Annotated in this window: 16 protein-coding genes, 1 tRNA gene and 1 riboswitch; of the genes, 2 read left to right on the plus strand and 15 right to left on the minus strand. The window is 47.1% G+C overall.

Annotated features, from left to right (window positions below; all coding sequences use genetic code 11):
* Nucleotides 1–77: 77 nt before the first annotated feature.
* Entirely contained in the window at nt 78–890 is an 813-nt protein-coding gene (gene murQ, locus L3C95_RS24695; RefSeq protein ID WP_236391793.1) for an N-acetylmuramic acid 6-phosphate etherase, read from the minus strand.
* Between the two features lie 15 nt (nt 891–905).
* A complete protein-coding gene (locus tag L3C95_RS24700; protein WP_236391795.1) occupies nt 906–1,748 on the minus strand; it encodes an N-acetylglucosamine kinase in 843 nt (280 codons plus the stop codon).
* A 104-nt stretch (nt 1,749–1,852) separates the two neighbouring features.
* Here L3C95_RS24700 and L3C95_RS24705 point away from each other — a divergent pair, with 104 nt between their 5' ends.
* Entirely contained in the window at nt 1,853–3,451 is a 1,599-nt protein-coding gene (locus L3C95_RS24705; RefSeq protein WP_236391797.1) for a S41 family peptidase, read from the plus strand.
* 1,452 nt (nt 3,452–4,903) lie between these two features.
* Here the strand turns inward: L3C95_RS24705 and L3C95_RS24710 are convergent.
* From L3C95_RS24710 to L3C95_RS24730, 5 genes are all read right to left on the minus strand, one after another.
* The gene (locus tag L3C95_RS24710; protein ID WP_236391799.1) at nt 4,904–5,125 is read right to left on the minus strand and encodes a hypothetical protein; all 222 of its coding nucleotides are present in this window, start codon (nt 5,123–5,125) and stop codon (nt 4,904–4,906) included.
* Nucleotides 5,126–5,204: 79 nt separating this feature from the next.
* Nucleotides 5,205–6,530, minus strand: a complete 1,326-nt coding sequence (gene der / locus L3C95_RS24715) for a ribosome biogenesis GTPase Der (RefSeq protein ID WP_236391801.1) — start codon at nt 6,528–6,530, stop codon at nt 5,205–5,207.
* A gap of 12 nt (nt 6,531–6,542) precedes the next feature.
* The gene (gene era / locus L3C95_RS24720; protein WP_236391803.1) at nt 6,543–7,412 is read right to left on the minus strand and encodes a GTPase Era; all 870 of its coding nucleotides are present in this window, start codon (nt 7,410–7,412) and stop codon (nt 6,543–6,545) included.
* 76 nt (nt 7,413–7,488) lie between these two features.
* A tRNA-Met gene (locus L3C95_RS24725) sits at nt 7,489–7,560 on the minus strand.
* A 626-nt stretch (nt 7,561–8,186) separates the two neighbouring features.
* Nucleotides 8,187–8,579: a single-stranded DNA-binding protein gene (locus tag L3C95_RS24730; protein WP_236391805.1), complete on the minus strand. Its 393-nt coding sequence runs from the start codon at nt 8,577–8,579 to the stop codon at nt 8,187–8,189.
* Between the two features lie 190 nt (nt 8,580–8,769).
* A riboswitch (TPP riboswitch) is annotated at nt 8,770–8,862 on the plus strand.
* A 62-nt stretch (nt 8,863–8,924) separates the two neighbouring features.
* On the opposite strand from L3C95_RS24730, the gene L3C95_RS24735 reads away from it, so the two are divergent.
* Nucleotides 8,925–11,300 (plus strand): TonB-dependent receptor, encoded by a 2,376-nt coding sequence (locus L3C95_RS24735; RefSeq protein WP_236391807.1) that lies wholly within the window; start codon nt 8,925–8,927, stop codon nt 11,298–11,300.
* A gap of 101 nt (nt 11,301–11,401) precedes the next feature.
* On the opposite strand, the gene argH is transcribed toward L3C95_RS24735, so the two are convergent.
* The 8 genes from argH to L3C95_RS24775 form a co-directional block, all read right to left on the minus strand.
* The gene (argH, locus tag L3C95_RS24740; protein WP_236391809.1) at nt 11,402–12,733 is read right to left on the minus strand and encodes an argininosuccinate lyase; all 1,332 of its coding nucleotides are present in this window, start codon (nt 12,731–12,733) and stop codon (nt 11,402–11,404) included.
* Between the two features lie 2 nt (nt 12,734–12,735).
* Nucleotides 12,736–13,800, minus strand: coding sequence for a M20 family metallo-hydrolase (locus L3C95_RS24745; protein WP_236391811.1), 1,065 nt, complete (start codon nt 13,798–13,800; stop codon nt 12,736–12,738).
* 4 nt (nt 13,801–13,804) lie between these two features.
* The gene (argB, locus tag L3C95_RS24750) at nt 13,805–14,593 is read right to left on the minus strand and encodes an acetylglutamate kinase (RefSeq protein ID WP_236391813.1); all 789 of its coding nucleotides are present in this window, start codon (nt 14,591–14,593) and stop codon (nt 13,805–13,807) included.
* Between the two features lie 5 nt (nt 14,594–14,598).
* On the minus strand, nt 14,599–15,549 hold the full coding sequence (locus tag L3C95_RS24755) for an N-acetylornithine carbamoyltransferase (protein WP_236391815.1): 951 nt from the start codon (nt 15,547–15,549) through the stop codon (nt 14,599–14,601).
* A 29-nt stretch (nt 15,550–15,578) separates the two neighbouring features.
* A complete protein-coding gene (locus L3C95_RS24760; protein ID WP_236391817.1) occupies nt 15,579–16,709 on the minus strand; it encodes an aspartate aminotransferase family protein in 1,131 nt (376 codons plus the stop codon).
* Between the two features lie 66 nt (nt 16,710–16,775).
* Nucleotides 16,776–17,759 (minus strand): N-acetyl-gamma-glutamyl-phosphate reductase, encoded by a 984-nt coding sequence (gene argC, locus L3C95_RS24765; RefSeq protein WP_236391819.1) that lies wholly within the window; start codon nt 17,757–17,759, stop codon nt 16,776–16,778.
* 23 nt (nt 17,760–17,782) lie between these two features.
* The gene (locus L3C95_RS24770) at nt 17,783–18,982 is read right to left on the minus strand and encodes an argininosuccinate synthase (RefSeq protein WP_236391821.1); all 1,200 of its coding nucleotides are present in this window, start codon (nt 18,980–18,982) and stop codon (nt 17,783–17,785) included.
* A 68-nt stretch (nt 18,983–19,050) separates the two neighbouring features.
* A complete protein-coding gene (locus L3C95_RS24775; RefSeq protein WP_236391823.1) occupies nt 19,051–19,869 on the minus strand; it encodes a GNAT family N-acetyltransferase in 819 nt (272 codons plus the stop codon).
* Nucleotides 19,870–19,998: the final 129 nt, after the last annotated feature.

Consider the following 19,998-nt stretch of genomic DNA (forward strand, 5'->3'; position numbering starts at 1 on the left):
TCTAAAATGTTCGTTTCTACAAATTTCGGTGGAAATTTCAGAAAATAGAAACGTTCCATTTCTGGAAAAAGTCGTAACTATACATAGTCCTCAATGGCTTTTCTGACGCTGCCGGCTTTCAGTAATAATTCTTTTGCCTTCTCGTAATCTGTAAGGGATAACTTTTCCATCAACATCTTCACGCCTCTGTCCACCAGCTTATCATTACTCAGCTGCATGTTCACCATTTTGTTATCCTCCACCCTTCCCAGCTGGATCATCACGGCAGTAGAGATCATGTTCAGCACCAGCTTCTGTGCAGTACCACTTTTCATACGGGTGCTACCGGTGATGAATTCCGGCCCTACTACCACTTCAATAGGGAAATCTGCTTCGGCCGACAAAGGAGCTTCGGGATTACAACAGATGCTTCCTGTTACGATCCCTTCCCTACGGCACTTATTCAGCGCGCCGATCACATAAGGAGTGGTACCACTGGCGGCAATCCCCACTACCACATCCTTTTCTGTAACATTAAATTCCTGCAGATCTTTCCAGCCTTGTTCCCTGTCATCTTCGGCAAACTCCACCGCTTTACGGATGGCGGCGTCTCCCCCGGCTATCAGGCCTATGACCAATCCATGAGGCACTCCGAAGGTGGGCGGGCACTCAGAGGCATCAACAATGCCTAAACGTCCGCTGGTACCTGCTCCCAGGTAAAATAACCTGCCACCTGCCAGCATTTTGTCTGCTATGGCGGTCACCAGCTTTTCTATCTGCGGCAGCGCCCTGGCTACGGCCTGGGGCACGGTGGTATCTTCCTGATTAATATTGCTGAGAATTTCCTGCACACTCATTTTCTCCAGGTGGCGATAGTGTGATGTTTGCTCTGTTACTCTCTCAAAGGACATTTGTAGTGTATTTGTTTATTGATGATATGCCATCAGTCCTTCCATAGGACTGCGCAATATCCGGCCCAGCTGCAGTTCATATAGTTCACATAACTCCTCCAGGATATCCCTGAAATTCCAGGCGATACTTCCGGTAAAGTGCAGCGGGTGTGTCCAGCTTTCGCTGTATTTGTAAATATGGCTGAAGAAAAATTCGTTCAGGCTATCTTCCAGGATGTTTTCTATGATAAAATGGCCCCTGTTCTCTCCCAGGAACTTCGCAAAACCAGCCAGATAACGGTTCGGGAAGGGCCTGCGGTATACATTTTCCAGTATTTCCTCATGATTGGTGTTATACTGGGCGTCAAAACGGCTTTTCAGCTCTTCATCAAAGGAATTATACAGGTAGTATTGCAGCAGCTTTTTCCCCAGGAATGCGCCACTCCCCTCATCTCCCAATACGTAGCCCAGTCCCGGGTTATTCTTTTTGATGGTGGTACCGTCAAAAAAACAGGAGTTTGACCCTGTTCCAAGAATACTGGCTACTCCGGGTTCCTTTCCGCACAGTCCCCGGGCAGCTCCCATCAGGTCGTGGTTCACCTCAAAAGATGCCACGGGCCACACCGCGTGCAGGGCCGTTTCCACCAGTTCCACACTCTTCCGCTGTAAACAGCCCGTCCCGTAATAATGGATCTCGTCTATCTGACTATCCGGCGGTAACTGAGGCAAGAGCTCTTTTTCCAGCAACTCCTGTATCTGTTGTGCATTCAGGAAATAAGGACTGATCCCGGATGTCAAATAACGCGTGGCCTCCCCGGCGCCCAGCAGGCACCAGTCAGCCTTGGTAGATCCACTATCTGCAATTAGCTGTACTTTCATGACACATCCGTTGAAGGTTGAGGTTTAATATACTATTTTTGCCACAAGTTAAATAAATAGCGACAAGATACAAGCTACCTTGCAGCTGTTTTCAATACATCATTATGTCGAACAGGAAACTGAATGTTTTTTTACCTCTCTTATTTGCAATAGTGCTTGCTTTGGGAATGTATCTGGGTCATAAAATGCCGGGAGCTAATACAGGGGCACAAACACTGCTATTCAGCCGGGCGGGCCGTGCACCATTGCAGGAAGTCATGGACCTGCTGAAAATAAAATACGTTGATACCTTACAGGTAGCTGATCTGCAACAGGAAGCCATTGAAGGCCTGCTCAGCCACCTGGATCCTCACTCTATCTATATTCCACCGTCCAACCTGCAAACCGTGAATGAAGACCTCGAAGGCCACTTCTCCGGCATCGGCGTGGAATTCAACATCATAGCAGATACCGTGAACATTGTTTCCGTAGTAGCAGGAGGTCCTTCAGAGACTGCCGGCGTACAATCCGGCGATAAGATCATCAAGGTAAACGACTCTCTCGTGGCCGGCAATAGCATTTCCGGCGACAAGATCCGCAAGATGCTGCGTGGTCCGAAAAACTCCAAAGTGGCTGTCACCATGTTACGTCAGCAGAAACTGGTTCCTGTTCAGATCATCCGTGGCGACATCCCTCTTTATAGTATCGATGCCAGTTACATGACGGCGCCTGGAATTGGCTACATCAAGATCAGCAAGTTCTCCAGCACCACCTACCAGGAATTCATGGATGCCATGCGCAAACTGACCCAGGCAGGTATGACCAAACTGGTGATCGACCTGCGTCAGAATCCGGGCGGCTATCTCGATGCTGCCACCCGCATTGCCGACGAACTGCTCGACGGTAACAAACTGATTGTATATACCAAAGGAAAAAGCTATCCCCGTTCCGACTACCGCTGCGAAAAGCCGGGCATATTCGAGAAAGGCGAACTGGCCATTCTCACCGACGAAGGCTCTGCCAGCGCCAGTGAAATCCTTGCAGGCGCTGTACAGGAATGGGACCGTGGTACCATTATCGGCCGCCGTACCTTCGGTAAAGGCCTGGTGCAGGAACAATTCGATCTCAGTAATGGCGGCGCCCTGCGTCTCACGGTAGCACGTTACTACCTCAACTCCGGCAGAAGTATTCAGAAATCTTATGCCAACGGTCGTGAGGCTTACGATGAGGATATCCTGAACCGTTTCAATCACGGTGAATTCGTTAACCGCGACAGCATTCACCCGCTGGATACAGTACAGTTCAAAACTTCCAGTGGCCGCGTTGTATATGGCGGTGGTGGTATCACTCCGGATGTCTTCATTCCTTTTGACACCAGCCGCTTCTCTAATGTGCTGACAAGCATGTATTCACGTAGTACTTTCAGCAACTTTGCTTATCAGTACTATAATAATCATAGAGACGAGTTCAAACAATATAAAGATGCTACTCAATTCAGTAACCAATACCAGGTTAGTAATGAACTTTACAGTGCTTATAAGGCTTTTGCTGCGAAAGACAGTGTTCGTGGGGTAGAATCTATCAATGCGCATGATGAGGCTGAGATCAGGACACGTCTGAAAGCTTTGCTGGCAAGGCAGATGTGGAGTTATGCGGGGTTCTATGAATCGCTGAATAAGGAGGATGATATGATGAAGAAGGCGGTTGAGGTGCTGAAGAAATAATTAAGCTTATCTGTTTTTAAAAGCCATCTGAGTTACTTCGGATGGCTTTTTTTATGCGAAGACTATTATTCACGCTAGTAGCTCCGGTTCCAGTATGGGATGTCGGTCGGAGCCTCTCTGGCAGTATGCAGCTATTTAGCTTTGTCAATCGGATAGCTTTGGGAATATTTATATTATTCACGCTAAGTAGCTCCGGTTCCAGTATGGGATGTCGGTCGGCGCCTCTCTGGCAGTATGCAACTATTTAGCTTTGTCAATCGGGTAGGCTTGGGAATATTTATATTATTCACGCTAAGTAGCTCCGGTTCCAGTATGGGATGTCGGTCGGCGTCTCTCTGGCAGTATGCAGCTATTTAGCTTTGTCAATCGGATAGGCTTGGGAATATTTATATTATTCACGCTAAGTAGCTCCGGTTCCAGTATGGGATGTCGGTCGGCGCCTCTCTGGCAGTATGCAGCTATTTAGCTTTGTCAATCGGATAGGCTTGGGAATGTCGATTTAAACGCATCGGTCGTACCTCCAGAGAGCCGAAGGCCCGACATTCCCATCTGAAACCGGGTGCTACTTTCGCTCTCCCTACGATAATATAGTGAGTCCGGCTTTCAGGACGATGATGCGTATGCTGACATAAAACACATTGACAGGTCTTCGATATTCAGTCTTCAGTAATTGCCATCAATACATTGCACCTTTGTATAGCAGCCATCAATCTATAAGCGGAAGTCGTCAAGCAAAGCGGTTTCAGGTGGGAATCGCTGGCCTCAGTTGTTTGAAGCTGCTCATACGATTGACAGGGGGTTTAATACATATCCAATGGCTCACACGATTCCAAATGCTTAATAGCACGCAGCTTCAAAGAACTCAGCCAGTGATCCCAGCCTGAAGACCGCGGGTATCGTCATCGCTATGATATGTAGAACAACAAAACATTAGTGGAAGCCAATAAGCATAGCGGTTTCAGGTGGGAATCGCTGGCCTCAGTTGTTTGAAGCTGCTCATACGATTGACAGGGGTTTAATACATATCCAACTGCCCACACGATTCCAAATGCTTAATAGTACGCAGCTTCAAAGAACTCAGCCAGTGATCCCAGCCTGAAGACCGTGGGTATCGCCATCGCTATGATATGCAGAACAACAAAACATTAGTGGAAGCCAATAAGCATAGCGGTTTCAGGTGGGAATCACTGGCATCAGTTGTTTGAAGCTGCTCACACGATTGACAGGGGTTTAATACATATCCAATGGCTCACACGATCCCAAATGCTTAATAGCACGCAGCTTCAAAGAACTCAGCCAGTGATCCCAGCCTGAAGACCGCGGGTATCGCCATCGCTATGATATGTAGAACAACAAAACATAAGCGGACGTCATTGACTATCGCCTTTTGAGGATAGGCAAAAAAAAACCGCCTCGTTTACACGAGACGGCCAATAATTCTTACAAAACAGATTAGTGTTTTGCTTCTGCAGCAGGAGCAGCAGCAGCAGAATCAGCAACTGGTGCAGCAGCTGAATCAGCAGTAACAGCAGCAGAATCAACAGCTGGAGTAGCAGCAACTGTATCTACAGTTGGAGCAGCAGCAGTAGAATCTGTAGTAGTGGTAGAAGCACCACCGCCGCAAGCTACGAAGAACATGCTAGTAGCAACTGCGAAGAAGAATAATTTTTTCATGCTTTAGTTTGTTTTTAAAGATGCGCAAAGGTATAGTTATTTTTAAATATAGAACAACATCTATATCAAAATTTTACCTTTATTTCTTCCTGAAGAATAGTTTCAATGGCACGCCCTCAAAATCAAAGTTGCTACGAAGCTGATTTTCAAGGTAGTTTCTGTATGGCTGCTTCACGTCATCCGGCAGGTTACAGAAGAACGCAAATGCCGGTGTAAATGTCGGAAGCTGCGTTACATACTTGATTTTGATAGGAATACCTCTCACTACCGGCGGATGGAAATTCTCGATCGCCTTCAGCATCACCTCATTTAATCTCGAAGTCTGCACTTTACGCTTACGGTTCTCATATACACGCAAGGCCTCTTCTATCGCTTTGAAAATACGCTGTTTCTCTGTTACAGAAGTGAATATGATTGGTACATCAGAAAATGGCGCCAGACGGCTTTTCAGGTCTTTTTCATAATCCCTTGCCGTATTGGTGCTTTTATCTTCGATCAGGTCCCATTTATTCACCAACACCACCAGGCCTTTCCCTTTACGGCCGGCCAGGCTGAAAATGCTCAGATCCTGTGCAGTAATACCTTTCGCGGCATCGAGCAGCAACAGGCAGACATCCGCTTCATCCATCGCTTTGATAGCGCGGATGACAGAATAAAATTCCAGATCTTCCTGTACTTTATTCTTACGGCGCAAACCGGCAGTATCGATCAGGATGAAGTCCTTCTGGAACATCTTATAGTGGGTGTGGATCGTATCGCGTGTGGTGCCGGGGATGTCAGACACAATATTGCGCTCCTCCCCTATCAGGGCATTCAGCAGAGATGATTTACCTACATTCGGCTGACCGATGATCGCGATCTTCGGCAGTTCTGCAGCTTCCTGCGCTGCTTCCAGGGTTTCATCGTCTTCAGGGATCTTGCTGGTTATCTCATCCAGCAATTCACCAGTACCGCTACCACTCATGGAAGAGATGAAAAATACGTTTTCGAACCCGAGGCTGTAAAATTCTGTCGCTTCCAGCTGACGGGTGTTGTTATCCACTTTATTGATCACCAGTATCACCGGTTTGGAAGAGCGACGCAACATATTTGCCATATCCTCATCCAGGTCGGTAATACCTGTAGCCACATCACACATGAACAGCAGTAGGTTGGCCTCCTCCATTGCTATTTTTACCTGTTTGCGTATCTCACGCTCGAAAATATCTTCACTTTTGGATACAAAACCACCGGTATCAATCACGTTGAACGATTTCCCGTTCCAGTCCGCAACACCATATTGCCTGTCACGCGTAACACCGCTCACGTCATCGACGATGGCTTTACGCTGCTCCAGCAAACGGTTGAACAGGGTAGATTTACCCACATTTGGACGACCGACGATTGCTACTGTAAATCCTGCCATAACTAAATAAAATTAATAACCGTATTCCCTTAAATAAATATCATTATCCCGCCACTTGCTGCGCACTTTCACAAATAGTTCAAGGAACACTTTCTGACCCACAAATTTCTCGATATCCTGGCGGGCCAGCGTACCGATCTTTTTAATGGAAGCTCCCTTGTCGCCCAGGATGATCGCTTTCTGCGTCTCACGTGTTACAATGATCTCCGCGGAGATCTTGATCAGCGTGTTCTTCTCCTGGTACTGCGTAACGATTACCGCAGTATGATAAGGGATCTCTTCGTCAAACAGGTGAAATATCTTTTCCCGGATGATCTCGGCTACAAAAAAACGTGTAGACTTATCGGTTAACGTATCTTCCGGATAGAAGGGGTCGCTTTCGGGGAGCAGGCCTACCACAGTTTGCAGCAGTGCGGGGACACCTTTTCCCTGCAGAGCGGAGATCACTACCACTTTTTCCGCTTTCCCCCACTCTTCGCATTTCTTTACCAATGCGTCCAGCTCATCTTTCATGAGGAGATCCGACTTGTTGATCACCAGGATGCTGCGGGCTTTCAGTTTCAGTGAACCAAACAGCTCCAGGTTTTCCTCCAGGTTGTCCTTGGCATCCATGAGCAACATGGCAACGTCGGCATCTTCCAGCGCTGATTTAACAGCTCCCATCATCTTTTCGTGCAGCCGGTAACGGGGATCGATAATACCGGGTGTGTCAGAGAATACGATCTGGTATTCCGGCGTGGTGACTATCCCCGTAATGCGGTGTCTGGTCGTCTGTACCTTCGGAGATACAATAGCGAGCTTTTCGCCCACCAGCGCGTTCATCAGGGTACTTTTCCCTGCATTGGCCTTACCGAAGATATTTACGAAACCAGCTTTATGCATGCACAACGAATTTCCTTAACTTCCTGAAATAAAAAAAGCCGAATCACTTCGGCCTTTTTTTGCTTTGATCTTTTTGTAGCGAGGAGAGGATTCGAACCCCTGACCTTCGGGTTATGAGCCCGACGAGCTACCTCTGCTCTACCTCGCAATGAGGGTGCAAAGATAGGATTAAAATCATTCCCTCCAAATCTTTTTTAGAAAAATCTGAAAAAGGCTAGAAAAAAGTTTCAGCATTCATCTTTAAAATTCACATAAAATGCCTTACAGCACAGCATTTAAGCCCATTTAGACTGTCACGTCCGCTGTGGTCATAAAATGTTGGGCTATTCCGGTTGATTCAATCCAGCGAATAATTCACCACCTTACGGCAGCCACTTCTGTTGCCGCCGTAAAAATGTTAAACCTTTCCAGTTGATTCAAACCAGTTGAATAAGTCACACCTTATGGCAGTCACTTCCGCTGCGGCCATAAAATGTCAGACCTTCCGTTTGATTCAAACCAGCGAATACTCACACCTATGGCAGCCACTTGCGCTGCTGCCAGAAAATGTCAGACCTTCCCGGTTGATTCAAACCAGCGAATAACTCAGCAACTTATGGCAGCCACTTCTGCTGCTGTCCAAAATGTTGCTCATTACCCGCGGATTAAACCAGCCGATATTCCAACACCCTGCGGCTGCCACTTCTACAGCCGCCATAAAATGTCGATTACCCCTGATTGAAGGAATGGATATCCAACACCGGCCACCGCATCCGCTGCTGCTGCCATGTGAATCTAAAAAGGCAGGTCGTCGGCAACCTCCGCATCATCGTTTACGGTCTCGTCCACCTCTAAATCCTTCCTGCCGCTTCCACGCGGGCTGGAAAGTAACTGTAACGTGGTGACCCGCAGCCGAAGCGACGATGCCTGTTCTCCCTGATTGTTCACGTATACTTCTGCAGATGGATTGCCATCTACATACACACGTGTGCCTTTCGTCAGATAAGGCCCCACCTTTTCACGCTCCCAATAGGAGCAGTCGACCCAGATGGTCTTTTCCTGCAATATGCCTTCTTTGTTTGTAAACCGCTCCGTGTGCGCCACACGAAAACTAAGCACGGCCTTTCCATTCACATGCCGCTGAACTGCATCATGTCCAAGATGCCCGATTAACTGTAGTCTGATCATTACAGATTTAATTTGGTTAACGATTAAAAAAAGTTCAGGGAGGATTCAATTTGCGCGAGATGTATAATGAATGGAAATTATACATTTTCTTTCATTGTGAAAAATATTTTCTCTTTTTAATCAAAGCAGCTATAACTTTGTTCCCGGAAACAGGAGTGCGTACTGGCGCAAATTAACATTTAAAACTCCCGGTTTCACCTCGGGGTGCCTTACTATCAGGCTGAGATCAGACCCGTTGAACCTGACCAGGTAATGCTGTTTAGGAAAGGTAAGCGAACAATCTCTTCCTTACCCGCATATTGAAAGAAAGCTACAGATTGTAAGCTATTAAACCGTCATAGTCCAATGAGACAATTATTATTTCTTTTGCTGTTTTGCAGCTTAAGTACTGTACACGCGCAAACTGTGCTGACAGGAACAGTGACCGACAAGAACAGCGGTAAACCGCTGCAGGGCGTGTCTGTAAGTATCCCTTCCGCCAATACCGGCGTTCATACCAATGCCAGCGGTCAATATCGCTTCACCATCCCTTCAAAAGGCCAATATACCTTACAGGCTACGTATCTCGGCTTCAGGACATTCACAACAAATATCAGCGCCAATGGCAGCAACATTCAGACAGACATCTCCCTGGAGGAAACAGGGCTGTTCGTGAAGCCTGTCGAGATTACCAGCCTGCGTGCAGGTGAACACTCCCCCTTCACACAGTCGACCGTGACTGCTGAAGATATCAAAAAGCAGAACCTTGGACAGGACCTGCCACTGCTGCTTAATCAGCAGCCAGGCGTGGTTACCAATTCCGACGCCGGAACGGGCATCGGTTATACCGGTATCCGCGTAAGAGGTTCTGATATCACCCGTATCAATGTCACTGCAAACGGTATTCCTATTAATGACGCCGAATCTCAGGGTACTTTCTTCGTGAACATGCCCGATTTTGCATCATCAGTGAGCAGCATTCAGCTGCAACGTGGTGTAGGTACTTCCACTAACGGGGCCGGCGCTTTCGGCGCTTCGCTGAACCTCAGCACCAACGATTTCAGAGATAAAGCTTATGGAGAGATCAGCAACAGCTACGGTTCCTTCAATTCCTGGAAACATACGGTGAAAGCAGGTTCCGGCTTGATCAATGACCATTTCACCATCGATGCGCGACTGTCTAAAATTTCTTCAGACGGTTATATAGATCGCGCTTCTTCCGACCTGCGCTCGTTCTATACTTCTGCTGCATATATCTCCAAAAACACCGCCATCCGCCTCAACGTATTTTCAGGTAAAGAAAAGACCTATCAGGCATGGAACGGTGTACCGTTTGATTCACTGAAGACACATCGTACATACAACTCCGCGGGACAACGTTCTGACGGCTCCTATTACGACAATGAAACTGATAACTACCAGCAGGATCATTATCAGCTGTTCCTGAACCAATCACTCAACTCAAGGCTAGACTTCAACGTTGCCGCACACTATACACGCGGCAGGGGTTATTACGAGCAGTACAGAGAAGGCGAAGCATTTGCCGATTATGGCCTGCCAGATCCTGTCATTAACGGCGCTCCCGTAACAACAACAGATCTTATCAGGCAACTCTGGCTGGATAATGATTTCTATGGCGGTATCTTCTCTGTCAACTATAAGGGCGAAAAACTGAACTGGAGCCTGGGTGGCGGATGGAACCGCTATGAAGGCGGTCATTTCGGTAAGATCATCTGGGCACAATATGCCATAGATAAGGATCACCGGTATTACGACAACGACGCTTTCAAACGCGATCTGAACGTATACTGGAAAGGCGAATACAAACTCACCACAGATCTCCGTCTGTTTGCTGACCTGCAATACCGGACGGTGAAATACAATATCGATGGGTTTGACGACAATCCTCACCTCATACAACACAACGACTATAATTTCTTCAATCCGAAAGCAGGTATCTCCTATACGTTGGACGGCCGCCAGGAAGTGTACGCTTCCTTTGCAGTGGGTAACAAAGAGCCGAACCGCAACGACTTCGAAGCGGGTGTGAACAATACACCTAAACACGAAACACTTCGTGATGTGGAAGCCGGATATTCCTACCGCAGCAATAACCTGGTATTACAGGCCAACGTCTACTACATGGACTACAAAAACCAGTTGGTGCAAACCGGTCAGCTGAATGATGTAGGCGCTTATACCCGCACCAATATTCCGAAGAGCTACCGTGCTGGTGTAGAGTTGCAAGCCAGCACAAGGATCGGCCATCTCTTCACACTCTCTGCCAATGCTGCGCTGAGCCGGAACAAGGTAAAAGATTTCAGTAACTTCTTAGACAACTGGAATTCCGGCCTGCAGGATACCGTAACTTACAGCAACAGCGATATCGCCTTCTCCCCTGCCTTTGTAGGTGGTTATACACTGACGGCCAAGCCGGTGAGGAACCTGGAAATAAGTCTCCTGGGCAAATATGTAAGCAGACAGTACCTGGATAACTCCAGCACAAAAGCACGCAGCCTGGATGGCTATTACACAAACGATCTCCGCATTAACTATGTAATACCTCAACCGCTGTTTAAAGAGCTGGGGTTACAGTTCATGCTGAACAATATCTGGAACAAGAAGTACTCACCTAACGGTTGGACCTACGCATATAAGGAAGATGGGGCCGAAAAATCGACTAACGGGTATTATCCGATGGCTGGTACCAATTTCTTCGCTGGCGTCAATATAGCCTTCTAAATGGGCTTAAAATGGAAAGACTGGAACGATATAAAAGAAGAAGCCTGAAAGTGTCATACTTTCAGGCTTCTTCTTTTATATCGTTCCAGTCTTTCTTCCGCTTAACTCAATAGCTTCTCTACCGCCGCTGCTACTTTTGCAAAAGGAAATCCTTTGATCACTTCTTCCATCATCCTGCTCACCTCTTCATTACCAGGATTACCGATACTTCCTTCATGTGTGTGTTGTACGGTCTGCTCAGGTGCAAAATTGCCTTTCTCAATATCCAGACCTACCTGCTTATATGCCTCACGGAACGGTACGCCTTCCAGCACAAGCCGGTTCACTACTTCAACGCTGAACAGGTAACGGTATTTCTCATCATCGAGGATGTTTTCTCTGATGCGGATGTTCTCCAGCATTAATCCTGCCATCCGCAAACAATCTTTCAGCACGCCAAATGCAGGGAACAGGTTTTCCTTCAGCAGTTGCAGGTCACGGTGATATCCGCTGGGCAGATTTGTGATCATCATGGTGATCTCATTCGGCAACGCCTGCAGCTTGTTGCCATGTGAGCGGATCAGTTCCCATACATCAGGATTCTTCTTGTGCGGCATGATACTGGAACCTGTGGTCAGTTCGTCAGGGAAACTGATGAAACCAAAGTTCTGGTTCATGAACAAACAGGCGTCCATTGCCATTTTTGCCACTGTGGAAGCAATTCCCGCCAGTGCAAAGGCAACGATCTTTTCTGTTTTTCCACGTCCCATCTGTGCGTATACCACATTATAGTTCAGGTCATCAAAACCCAGCAGCTGTGTGGTCATGGTACGGTTCAGCGGGAATGAGGAACCATAACCGGCAGCAGAACCCAATGGATTCTTATTTACAACCTTATAAGCACCCTGCAAAACAGTCAGATCATCTACCAGACTTTCTGCATACGCGCCGAACCATAATCCGAAGGAGGATGGCATCGCAATCTGCAGGTGTGTATAACCCGGTATCAGGTGATCTTTGTATTGAACACTTTTCTGTTGTAACAGGTCGAACAAGGTCTTCACCTCTCCTACCAGTACTTCCAGTTCATGACGGAGGAACAGCTTCAGGTCTACCAGCACCTGGTCGTTACGGGAACGGCCGCTATGGATCTTCTTGCCTACTTCTCCCAGCCTGCGGGTGAGCAGTAATTCCACCTGTGAATGGATATCTTCCACACCATCTTCCAGCTTGAAATTACCCTCCTGTATCTCTTTGTATATCTGTTTTAATTCCTTTTGCAGGATGACCAGTTCATCTGCCGTTAACAGGCCGATGCTCTCCAGCATGGTTGTATGCGCCAGGGAGCCCAGCACATCGAATGGCGCCAGATAAGCGTCCATTTCACGGTCCTTACCAACGGTAAACCGGTCCACTTCTGCCAGCGCAGCTTTATCCTTTTGCCAGATTTTCATATCTACAAGATTTCTTCCAGTAATTTAATGTAACTATCAATACCCTGACGGATCTCGTCCAGGTAAATGTATTCATCCGCAGTATGCGAACGGGCAGAATCGCCAGGCCCCATCTTGATGGACGTAGCCGGTATCAGCGCCTGGTCTGATGTGGTGGGCGAGCCATAGGTAGTTTTTCCATGACGCAAGCCGCCCTGCACAAACGGATGATCTATCGGGATGCCTGAAGGACGCATACGCAGGGAACGGGGCTTCACCTCACATTTCACATTCGCCCGGATGATGTCAAGCACCTCTTCCAGTGTATACTGTTCCGTTACCCGTACGTCGACTACAAAGCTGCAATCTGCCGGCACCACGTTATGTGCCTTATTAGAAGTGTTGATCACGGTTACACTCATCTTCACAGGCCCCAGTGTATCAGATACTTTCGGAAAGCGATAAGTCCTGAACCACTCAATATCCGGCAATGCCTTATACAGCGCATTTTCCCCTTCGTCACGTGCGGCATGTCCTGCTTTACCCTGTACCGTACAATCCAGTACCATCAGGCCTTTTTCTGCTGTTGCCAGTTGTGTCTGAGTCGGTTCTCCCACGATGGCAAAGTCGATAGCAGGCAATTGCGACAGGATACTTTCAATACCGTTCACACCACTGATCTCTTCTTCCGCTGTAGCTGTAAGAATGATATTGTAGGCCATGTCACTACGTTCATAGAAATGCAGGAAGGTAGCAATAAGACTTACCAGGCATCCGCCTGCGTCATTGCTGCCAAGACCAAACAGTTTACCGTCTTCAACATCGGGTGAAAAAGGGTCGCGTGTATATTGCGGGTTAGGTTTTACTGTATCGTGGTGAGAATTAAAAACAATTACGGGCTTTGCGGGATCAAAATGTTTATTCTTTGCCCATATATTATTCAGATGCTGCTGATAAGGAATATTCCGCTCCTTCAGGAAATCAGCGATCAGTTGGGCCGTCCCCTGTTCTTCCCTGCTCAGGGAAGGGATGGAGATCAGCCCTTTTAATAAAGTTACTGCATCATCATACAGCTGTTGGTTCCACATAGGTTTAGCGTATTAAGGTACCCGCTACTGTATCTGTGGTGTTGCTCTGTACGTCATCAGCATGACCAATCAGTACTTCCGCCACACCACTTTCTATAGCTGCGAAAGCATTTTCCAGTTTAGGCAGGATACCGTCTGTCAGCACGTTATCAGCCTTAAGTTCCTCATAGATCATACGGTCTATCAGGGTAATTACAGAATTATCATCATCAGGGCTATGCAGCACTCCTTTCTTCTCAAAGCAATAGATCAGTCGTACGGAGTAGAATTTCGACAAAGCTATCGCCAGGGAAGAAGCAATGGTATCTGCATTTGTATTCAGCATCTGCCCCTTGCCATCGTGTGTCAGCGGTGCAAATACAGGTATCAGGCCGGCCTCCAGTAACGCTCTCAGGGAAGCACCCTGTACATCTGCGGTGTTGATATCTCCTACAAATCCATAATCGATATCTTTCACAGGACGTTTGCTGGCAGGAATGATATTGGCGTCTGCGCCCGTCATACCGATAGCATTACAGCCATTCGCCTGTAATTTGGCCACCAGCTGCTTATTTACCAATCCACCATATACCATTGTCACTACATCGATCGTCGCAGCGTCGGTAATACGGCGGCCGTTAACATATTTTGATTCGATACCCAGCTGATCTCCAATGCGGGTGGCTATCTTGCCACCCCCATGGATCAGTATTTTCTTTCCTTTGATGGCTGCAAACTTTTCGAGGAATGCATCCAGCAATGCAGGATTATCGATGACGTTACCGCCGACTTTTATTACAAAGAGATCGATCATACAAATTAACCTTTTAAGATCTGGCTTAATACTGCCTGTGCCGCCCATACACGGTTAGCCGCTTCAGGGATCACAATGGAATTAGGTCCATCCAGTACTTCATCAGCTATTACCACATTCCTTCTTACCGGCAAACAGTGCATCACTTTTGCCTGGTTGCTTCCCTTCAGCTTGTCGTTCGTCACCATCCAACTGCTGTCTGTGCAGGTGATCTTGCCATAATCTTTATACGAAGACCAGTTCTTTACATACACGAAGTCCGCACCTTCCAGGGCTTTATCCTGGTCGTATTCTATCTGCGCATTGCCGCTGAATTTCGGATCCAGCTCATATCCTTTCGGATGTGTGATCACGAAATCAGCTTCACCCCAGGCATTGATCCATTGTGCAAAAGAGTTGGGAACAGCCTGTGGCAGGGGCTTTACGTGCGGCGCCCAGGTCATCACCACCTTCGGTTTGCGTGGCTGCTGCCATTGCTCCTTAATGGTGATCACGTCTGTTAAACTCTGCAATGGGTGCAGAGTAGCGCTTTCCAGACTCAATACAGGCACGCCTGCGTATTTGATGAACTGATTGATATATTTTTCCTTGTAATCAGACTCTTTGTCCTTCAGTCCCGGAAACGTACGGATCGCCATTATATCGAAGTACTGTCCCATTACGGCAGCGGCTTCTTTTACGTGCTCCGAAGTATTTCCGTTCATTATAGCGCCATCATTCATTTCCAGCTGCCAGCCTTCCTTATCGATGTTAAATACCACTACTTCCATTCCAAGGTTCTTCGCCGCCACCTGCGTACTCAATCGTGTTCGCAGACTTGGGTTCAGAAATATCATTCCCAGCGTCTTGTTCTGTCCTAATGTTCTGTCTTTGAAAGGCTGTTTTTTGTACTCCAGTGCGATCTCCACTAAACGCGGGACACTTGGCACATCATCTACGGAAATAAATTGTTTCATTTTCTGTATGGCTCTGTAATGATGATTGTTTAGTTTTTCTCTACTTCCTGTTTGAATGCAGTCAGGAACTGGTCTGCATGTTCCATGGTCAGCGCCAGGGAAGGCAGCAGTCTTATTACATTTGGTTTTGCTTCACCTGTAAAGATCCTGTGCTTGAACAGCAGTTCCTTCCTTACATGACTCAGTGACTCAGGCAGGTCTATACCTATCATCAATCCTCTTCCTCTTACTTCTTTTACCTGCGGGAATGTTTTCAGTTGTTCTATCAGGTAACCGCCTACCTTCGCAGCATTGGCCATCAGGTTATCCCGCTCTATCACCTCCAGTACTGCCAGCGCTGCTGCACATGCCAGGTGATTACCCCCGAAAGTGGTACCCAGCAGGCCGTAGGAAGCTTTAATATGCGGAGCAATGATAATACCACCTATAGGAAAACCATTACCCATTCCTTTTGCCATTGTGTAAATGTCTGCATTCACACCAGCAAAATCGTGAGAGTAGAACTTACCGCTTCTGCCATAACCGCACTGTACGCTATCAGCAATAAACACTGCGTTATGTGCATCGCAAAGGCTTCTGATCTTTCTCAGGAAAGACTCGCCAGCTACCTGGATACCGCCTACTCCCTGAATGCCTTCGATGATAACAGAAGATACTTCATATTGTTTAAAAGCCGCTTCCAAAGCCGCCTCATCCTGCCAGGGCAGGAATACTACGTTGTCAGTTTCATTCACCGGCGCTACGATCTTCGGATTGTCGGTAGCTGCTACCGCCAGTGAAGTTCTGCCATGGAAAGACTTTTTAAATGCAATCACTTTCTTCTTTCCATTGTGGAAAGAGGCCAGTTTCAGCGCATTCTCATTGGCTTCAGCACCTGAGTTACAAAGGAACAACTGATAATCTTCCTTACCGGAAATTTTACCCAGTTTCTCTGCCAGCTGCTGCTGCAATGGTATTTTGATAGAGTTGGAATAGAAACCTACTTTCTGTAACTGGTCTGTTAAACGCTGAACGTAGTGAGGATGTGTATGACCAATAGAAATTACAGCATGACCGCCATACAGGTCAAGATATTTATTGCCCTGCGCATCCCATACGTTGGAACCCGCAGCCTTCTCTATAGTGATATCGTTGATGGGATATACGTCGAATAATTGCATCGTAGCTCAGATTGTTTCCGTTTTATACGGAAGATTGTAAAAAATTGGCACCAGGTTGGGCATAGTTTAAAATACAATAGACTTCAGCCTTAATCCCGCAGTTTCATCCAGTCCGAACATGAGGTTCATATTCTGCACCGCCTGTCCGGATGCACCTTTCAGCAGATTATCTTCAATTGAGTGGATCACCAGTTTGTTACCTACCTTCTCCAGCTGGAGCAGGCATTTGTTGGTGTTCACGATCTGCTTCAGGTCTATCTGTTTATCACTCACATGTGTAAACGGATGTCCTGCGTAGTAGGCTTTATACAGCTGCTGCGCTTCTTCAAGCGACAAATCGCTCTGCAGGTAAGAGGTTACCCAGATACCTCTTGGAAAATCCCCGCGTACCGGTACGAAATTCACGTCGCCGGCAAAGGACGGCTGCAACAGCTGTAAACTTCGTCGTATTTCTTTTAAATGCTGATGGCTCAGTACTTTGTAAGTGGAGATGTTGTTGGCCCTCCATGTGAAATGAGAGGTAGCCTGTAAACTCTGTCCTGCACCGGTGGATCCTGTGATACCGGTGGTATGTACTTCCTGCAGCAAACCCGCCTTAGCCAATGGCAACAATCCTAACTGGATACCTGTTGCAAAACAACCCGGGTTAGCAATATTATTGGCTGTAACAATCTTTTCACGCTGCATTTCAGGCAATCCGTACACGAACTCCCTTCCTTTCACCGTCTCTCCCAGCCTGAAGTCCTGGCTGAGGTCTATCACTTTTACAGCTGGAGCGATCTCCGTTTCTTCCAGGAATTTCTTTGCTTCTCCGTGTCCGAGACACAGGAATAATACATCTATGTCGCTGCTGACTTCCCCTGTAAAGGTAAGTTCAGTTTCCCCCAGCAAGTCGGCATGTACAGCGTACAGTGGATTACCGGCGTTACTCCGGCTATTTACATAAGAGATCTCTACGTTGGGATGATTCAATAAAAGACGGATCATTTCACCACCGCCATATCCTGCTCCACCAATGATCCCTGCCTTTATTTTCTTGTCGTTTGCCATTTTCTTGTGTTTTGCGCCTCCGGCTATTTGTCTTTCGCACTTTCTGCCACCTGATGCCAGATCATTGTCTGGTTACCGAATATTTTGCTGAAACCTCTTACATCTTCACCTGTCCAGCCACTATTCATTTCACCATATTTACCAAACTTACTGCTCATCAGGTCGAATTCAGACTTGATACCTGTTACCTGGAAGCGGTAAGGCTGGAGGGTAACATATACTTCGCCGGTTACATGCTCCTGGCTGTGTTGCAGGAAGGCTTCGATATCGCGCATTACAGGGTCCATTACCTGTCCCTCATGCAGCCAGTTACCGTAGAACTGTGCCAGCTGGTCTTTCCAGCTCAGCTGCCATTTGGTCAATACGTGTTTTTCCAGTGCATGGTGCGCTTTGATGATGATCACAGGCGCAGCAGCTTCAAAACCCACACGGCCTTTGATACCGATGATGGTATCGCCTACATGGATATCGCGGCCGATAGCAAACGGACCAGCTATTGCCTGCAGGTGCTGGATAGCTTCTGACGGATGACTGAAGGTCTTACCATTCACACCGGTCAGTTCACCTTTCACGAACTGCAGAGATACCTTTTCAACATCCTGTTTGGACAGTTGGGTAGGCCATGCCTCTTCCGGCAGGAATCCGTCTGATGTCAGTGTTTCCTTACCACCTACAGAAGTACCCCAGATGCCTTTATTAATAGAATAAGCTGCTTTCTCGAAGTTCATCTGCACGCCTTTACCTTTCAGGTAAGCAATCTCCTCTTCACGGCTCAGTCGCATATCGCGGATCGGCGTGATGATCTCAACACCGGGGATCATGATATGGAAGATCATGTCGAAACGTACCTGGTCGTTACCAGCGCCGGTACTACCGTGCGCTACTGCATCAGCGCCCAGTTCTTTCACATGCTGTGCAATTACCAGTGCCTGTGTAACACGCTCTGCACTTACGCTGAGCGGATAAGTATTATTCTTCAGCACATTACCAAATACCAGGTATTTGATAGCACTATCATAGTAAGAACGTACTGCATCTACCGTCTTATGACTCTTTACTCCCAGGCTATATGCGCGTTTCTCAATTTCCTGCAGTTCTTCCGCTGAAAAACCACCGGTATTGACAATAACTGAATGCACTTCATACCCTTTTTCTTCTGTCAGGTATTTTACGCAATAGGAAGTATCAAGCCCTCCGCTAAATCCAAGTACTACTTTTTTCATTTATGATAAGATTGTGCTCCTTCTCCATACCATGTATGGGCGATGCGTTATAGTAATAAAATGATCTTTTAGAATAAGTTGAACAGGAAGAAGAATTTCTTCTTACTAGATGGTGCACTGCCGCCGCCGACGCCTTCCTTTCCGCTCTTCAGCAGCACAAATCTTTTGAACCGCAGCCACCTTTCGAAAAGCTTGAAGTTCTCTTTGAACTTCCTGGCTTTTTTGTTGTGTTTCATCTGCCCGTTTGCGGCTACCAGCACCTGTGGCTGAGGATGTGCCGGCTCTGTCGTAATGCTGAGCGTGGCCTTTTTCATTGCCTCTTTCTTCTCAGCCTCTTCCTTTGCCTTCTCCACAGGATCGTACAGCATCGCCGTACACAGACAGTTCTTACGGTTCTTGCTTGTCAGCACATCAAAGTTCACACAACTGCGGCATCCTTTCCAAAACTCATCATCATCTGTAAGCTCTGAATAAGTTACCGGTTCGTAACCCAGTTCCGAGTTGATCTTCATCACGGCAAGCCCTGTAGTCAGACCAAATATTTTAGCGTCAGGGTATTTCTCTCTTGACAATTCGAACACACGATGTTTGATGGCCTTGGCCACACCATGTCCCCTGAAGGCAGGATTCACGATAAGCCCTGAGTTGGCCACAAATTTTTCATGTCCCCAGGCTTCTATATAGCAAAAGCCTACCCATTCGCCCTTATCTGTTACTGCTATAACGGCTTTACCTTCCTCCATCTTAAGTTGGACATACTCAGGAGAACGTTTGGCAATACCTGTTCCACGTGCCTTGGCGGAAGATTCCATCTCGTCAGTGATGGTTTTGCCATAATGCTTATCGTCAGCGGTAGCAACCCTGACAATGATATTTGGATTTTCCAATTTTGTCAATTGAAAACGTAATCAATAAATTAATAATCTGGAATCCATTGCTGGATAAAAAAACACCTTTTTTGTGTGACTGAGTTATATCACGGTGCTGCGATAGCGTGCATTAATGTGAGCGAACGC

Source organism: Chitinophaga filiformis (genome assembly GCF_021646545.1).
GTDB lineage: Bacteria > Bacteroidota > Bacteroidia > Chitinophagales > Chitinophagaceae > Chitinophaga > Chitinophaga filiformis_A.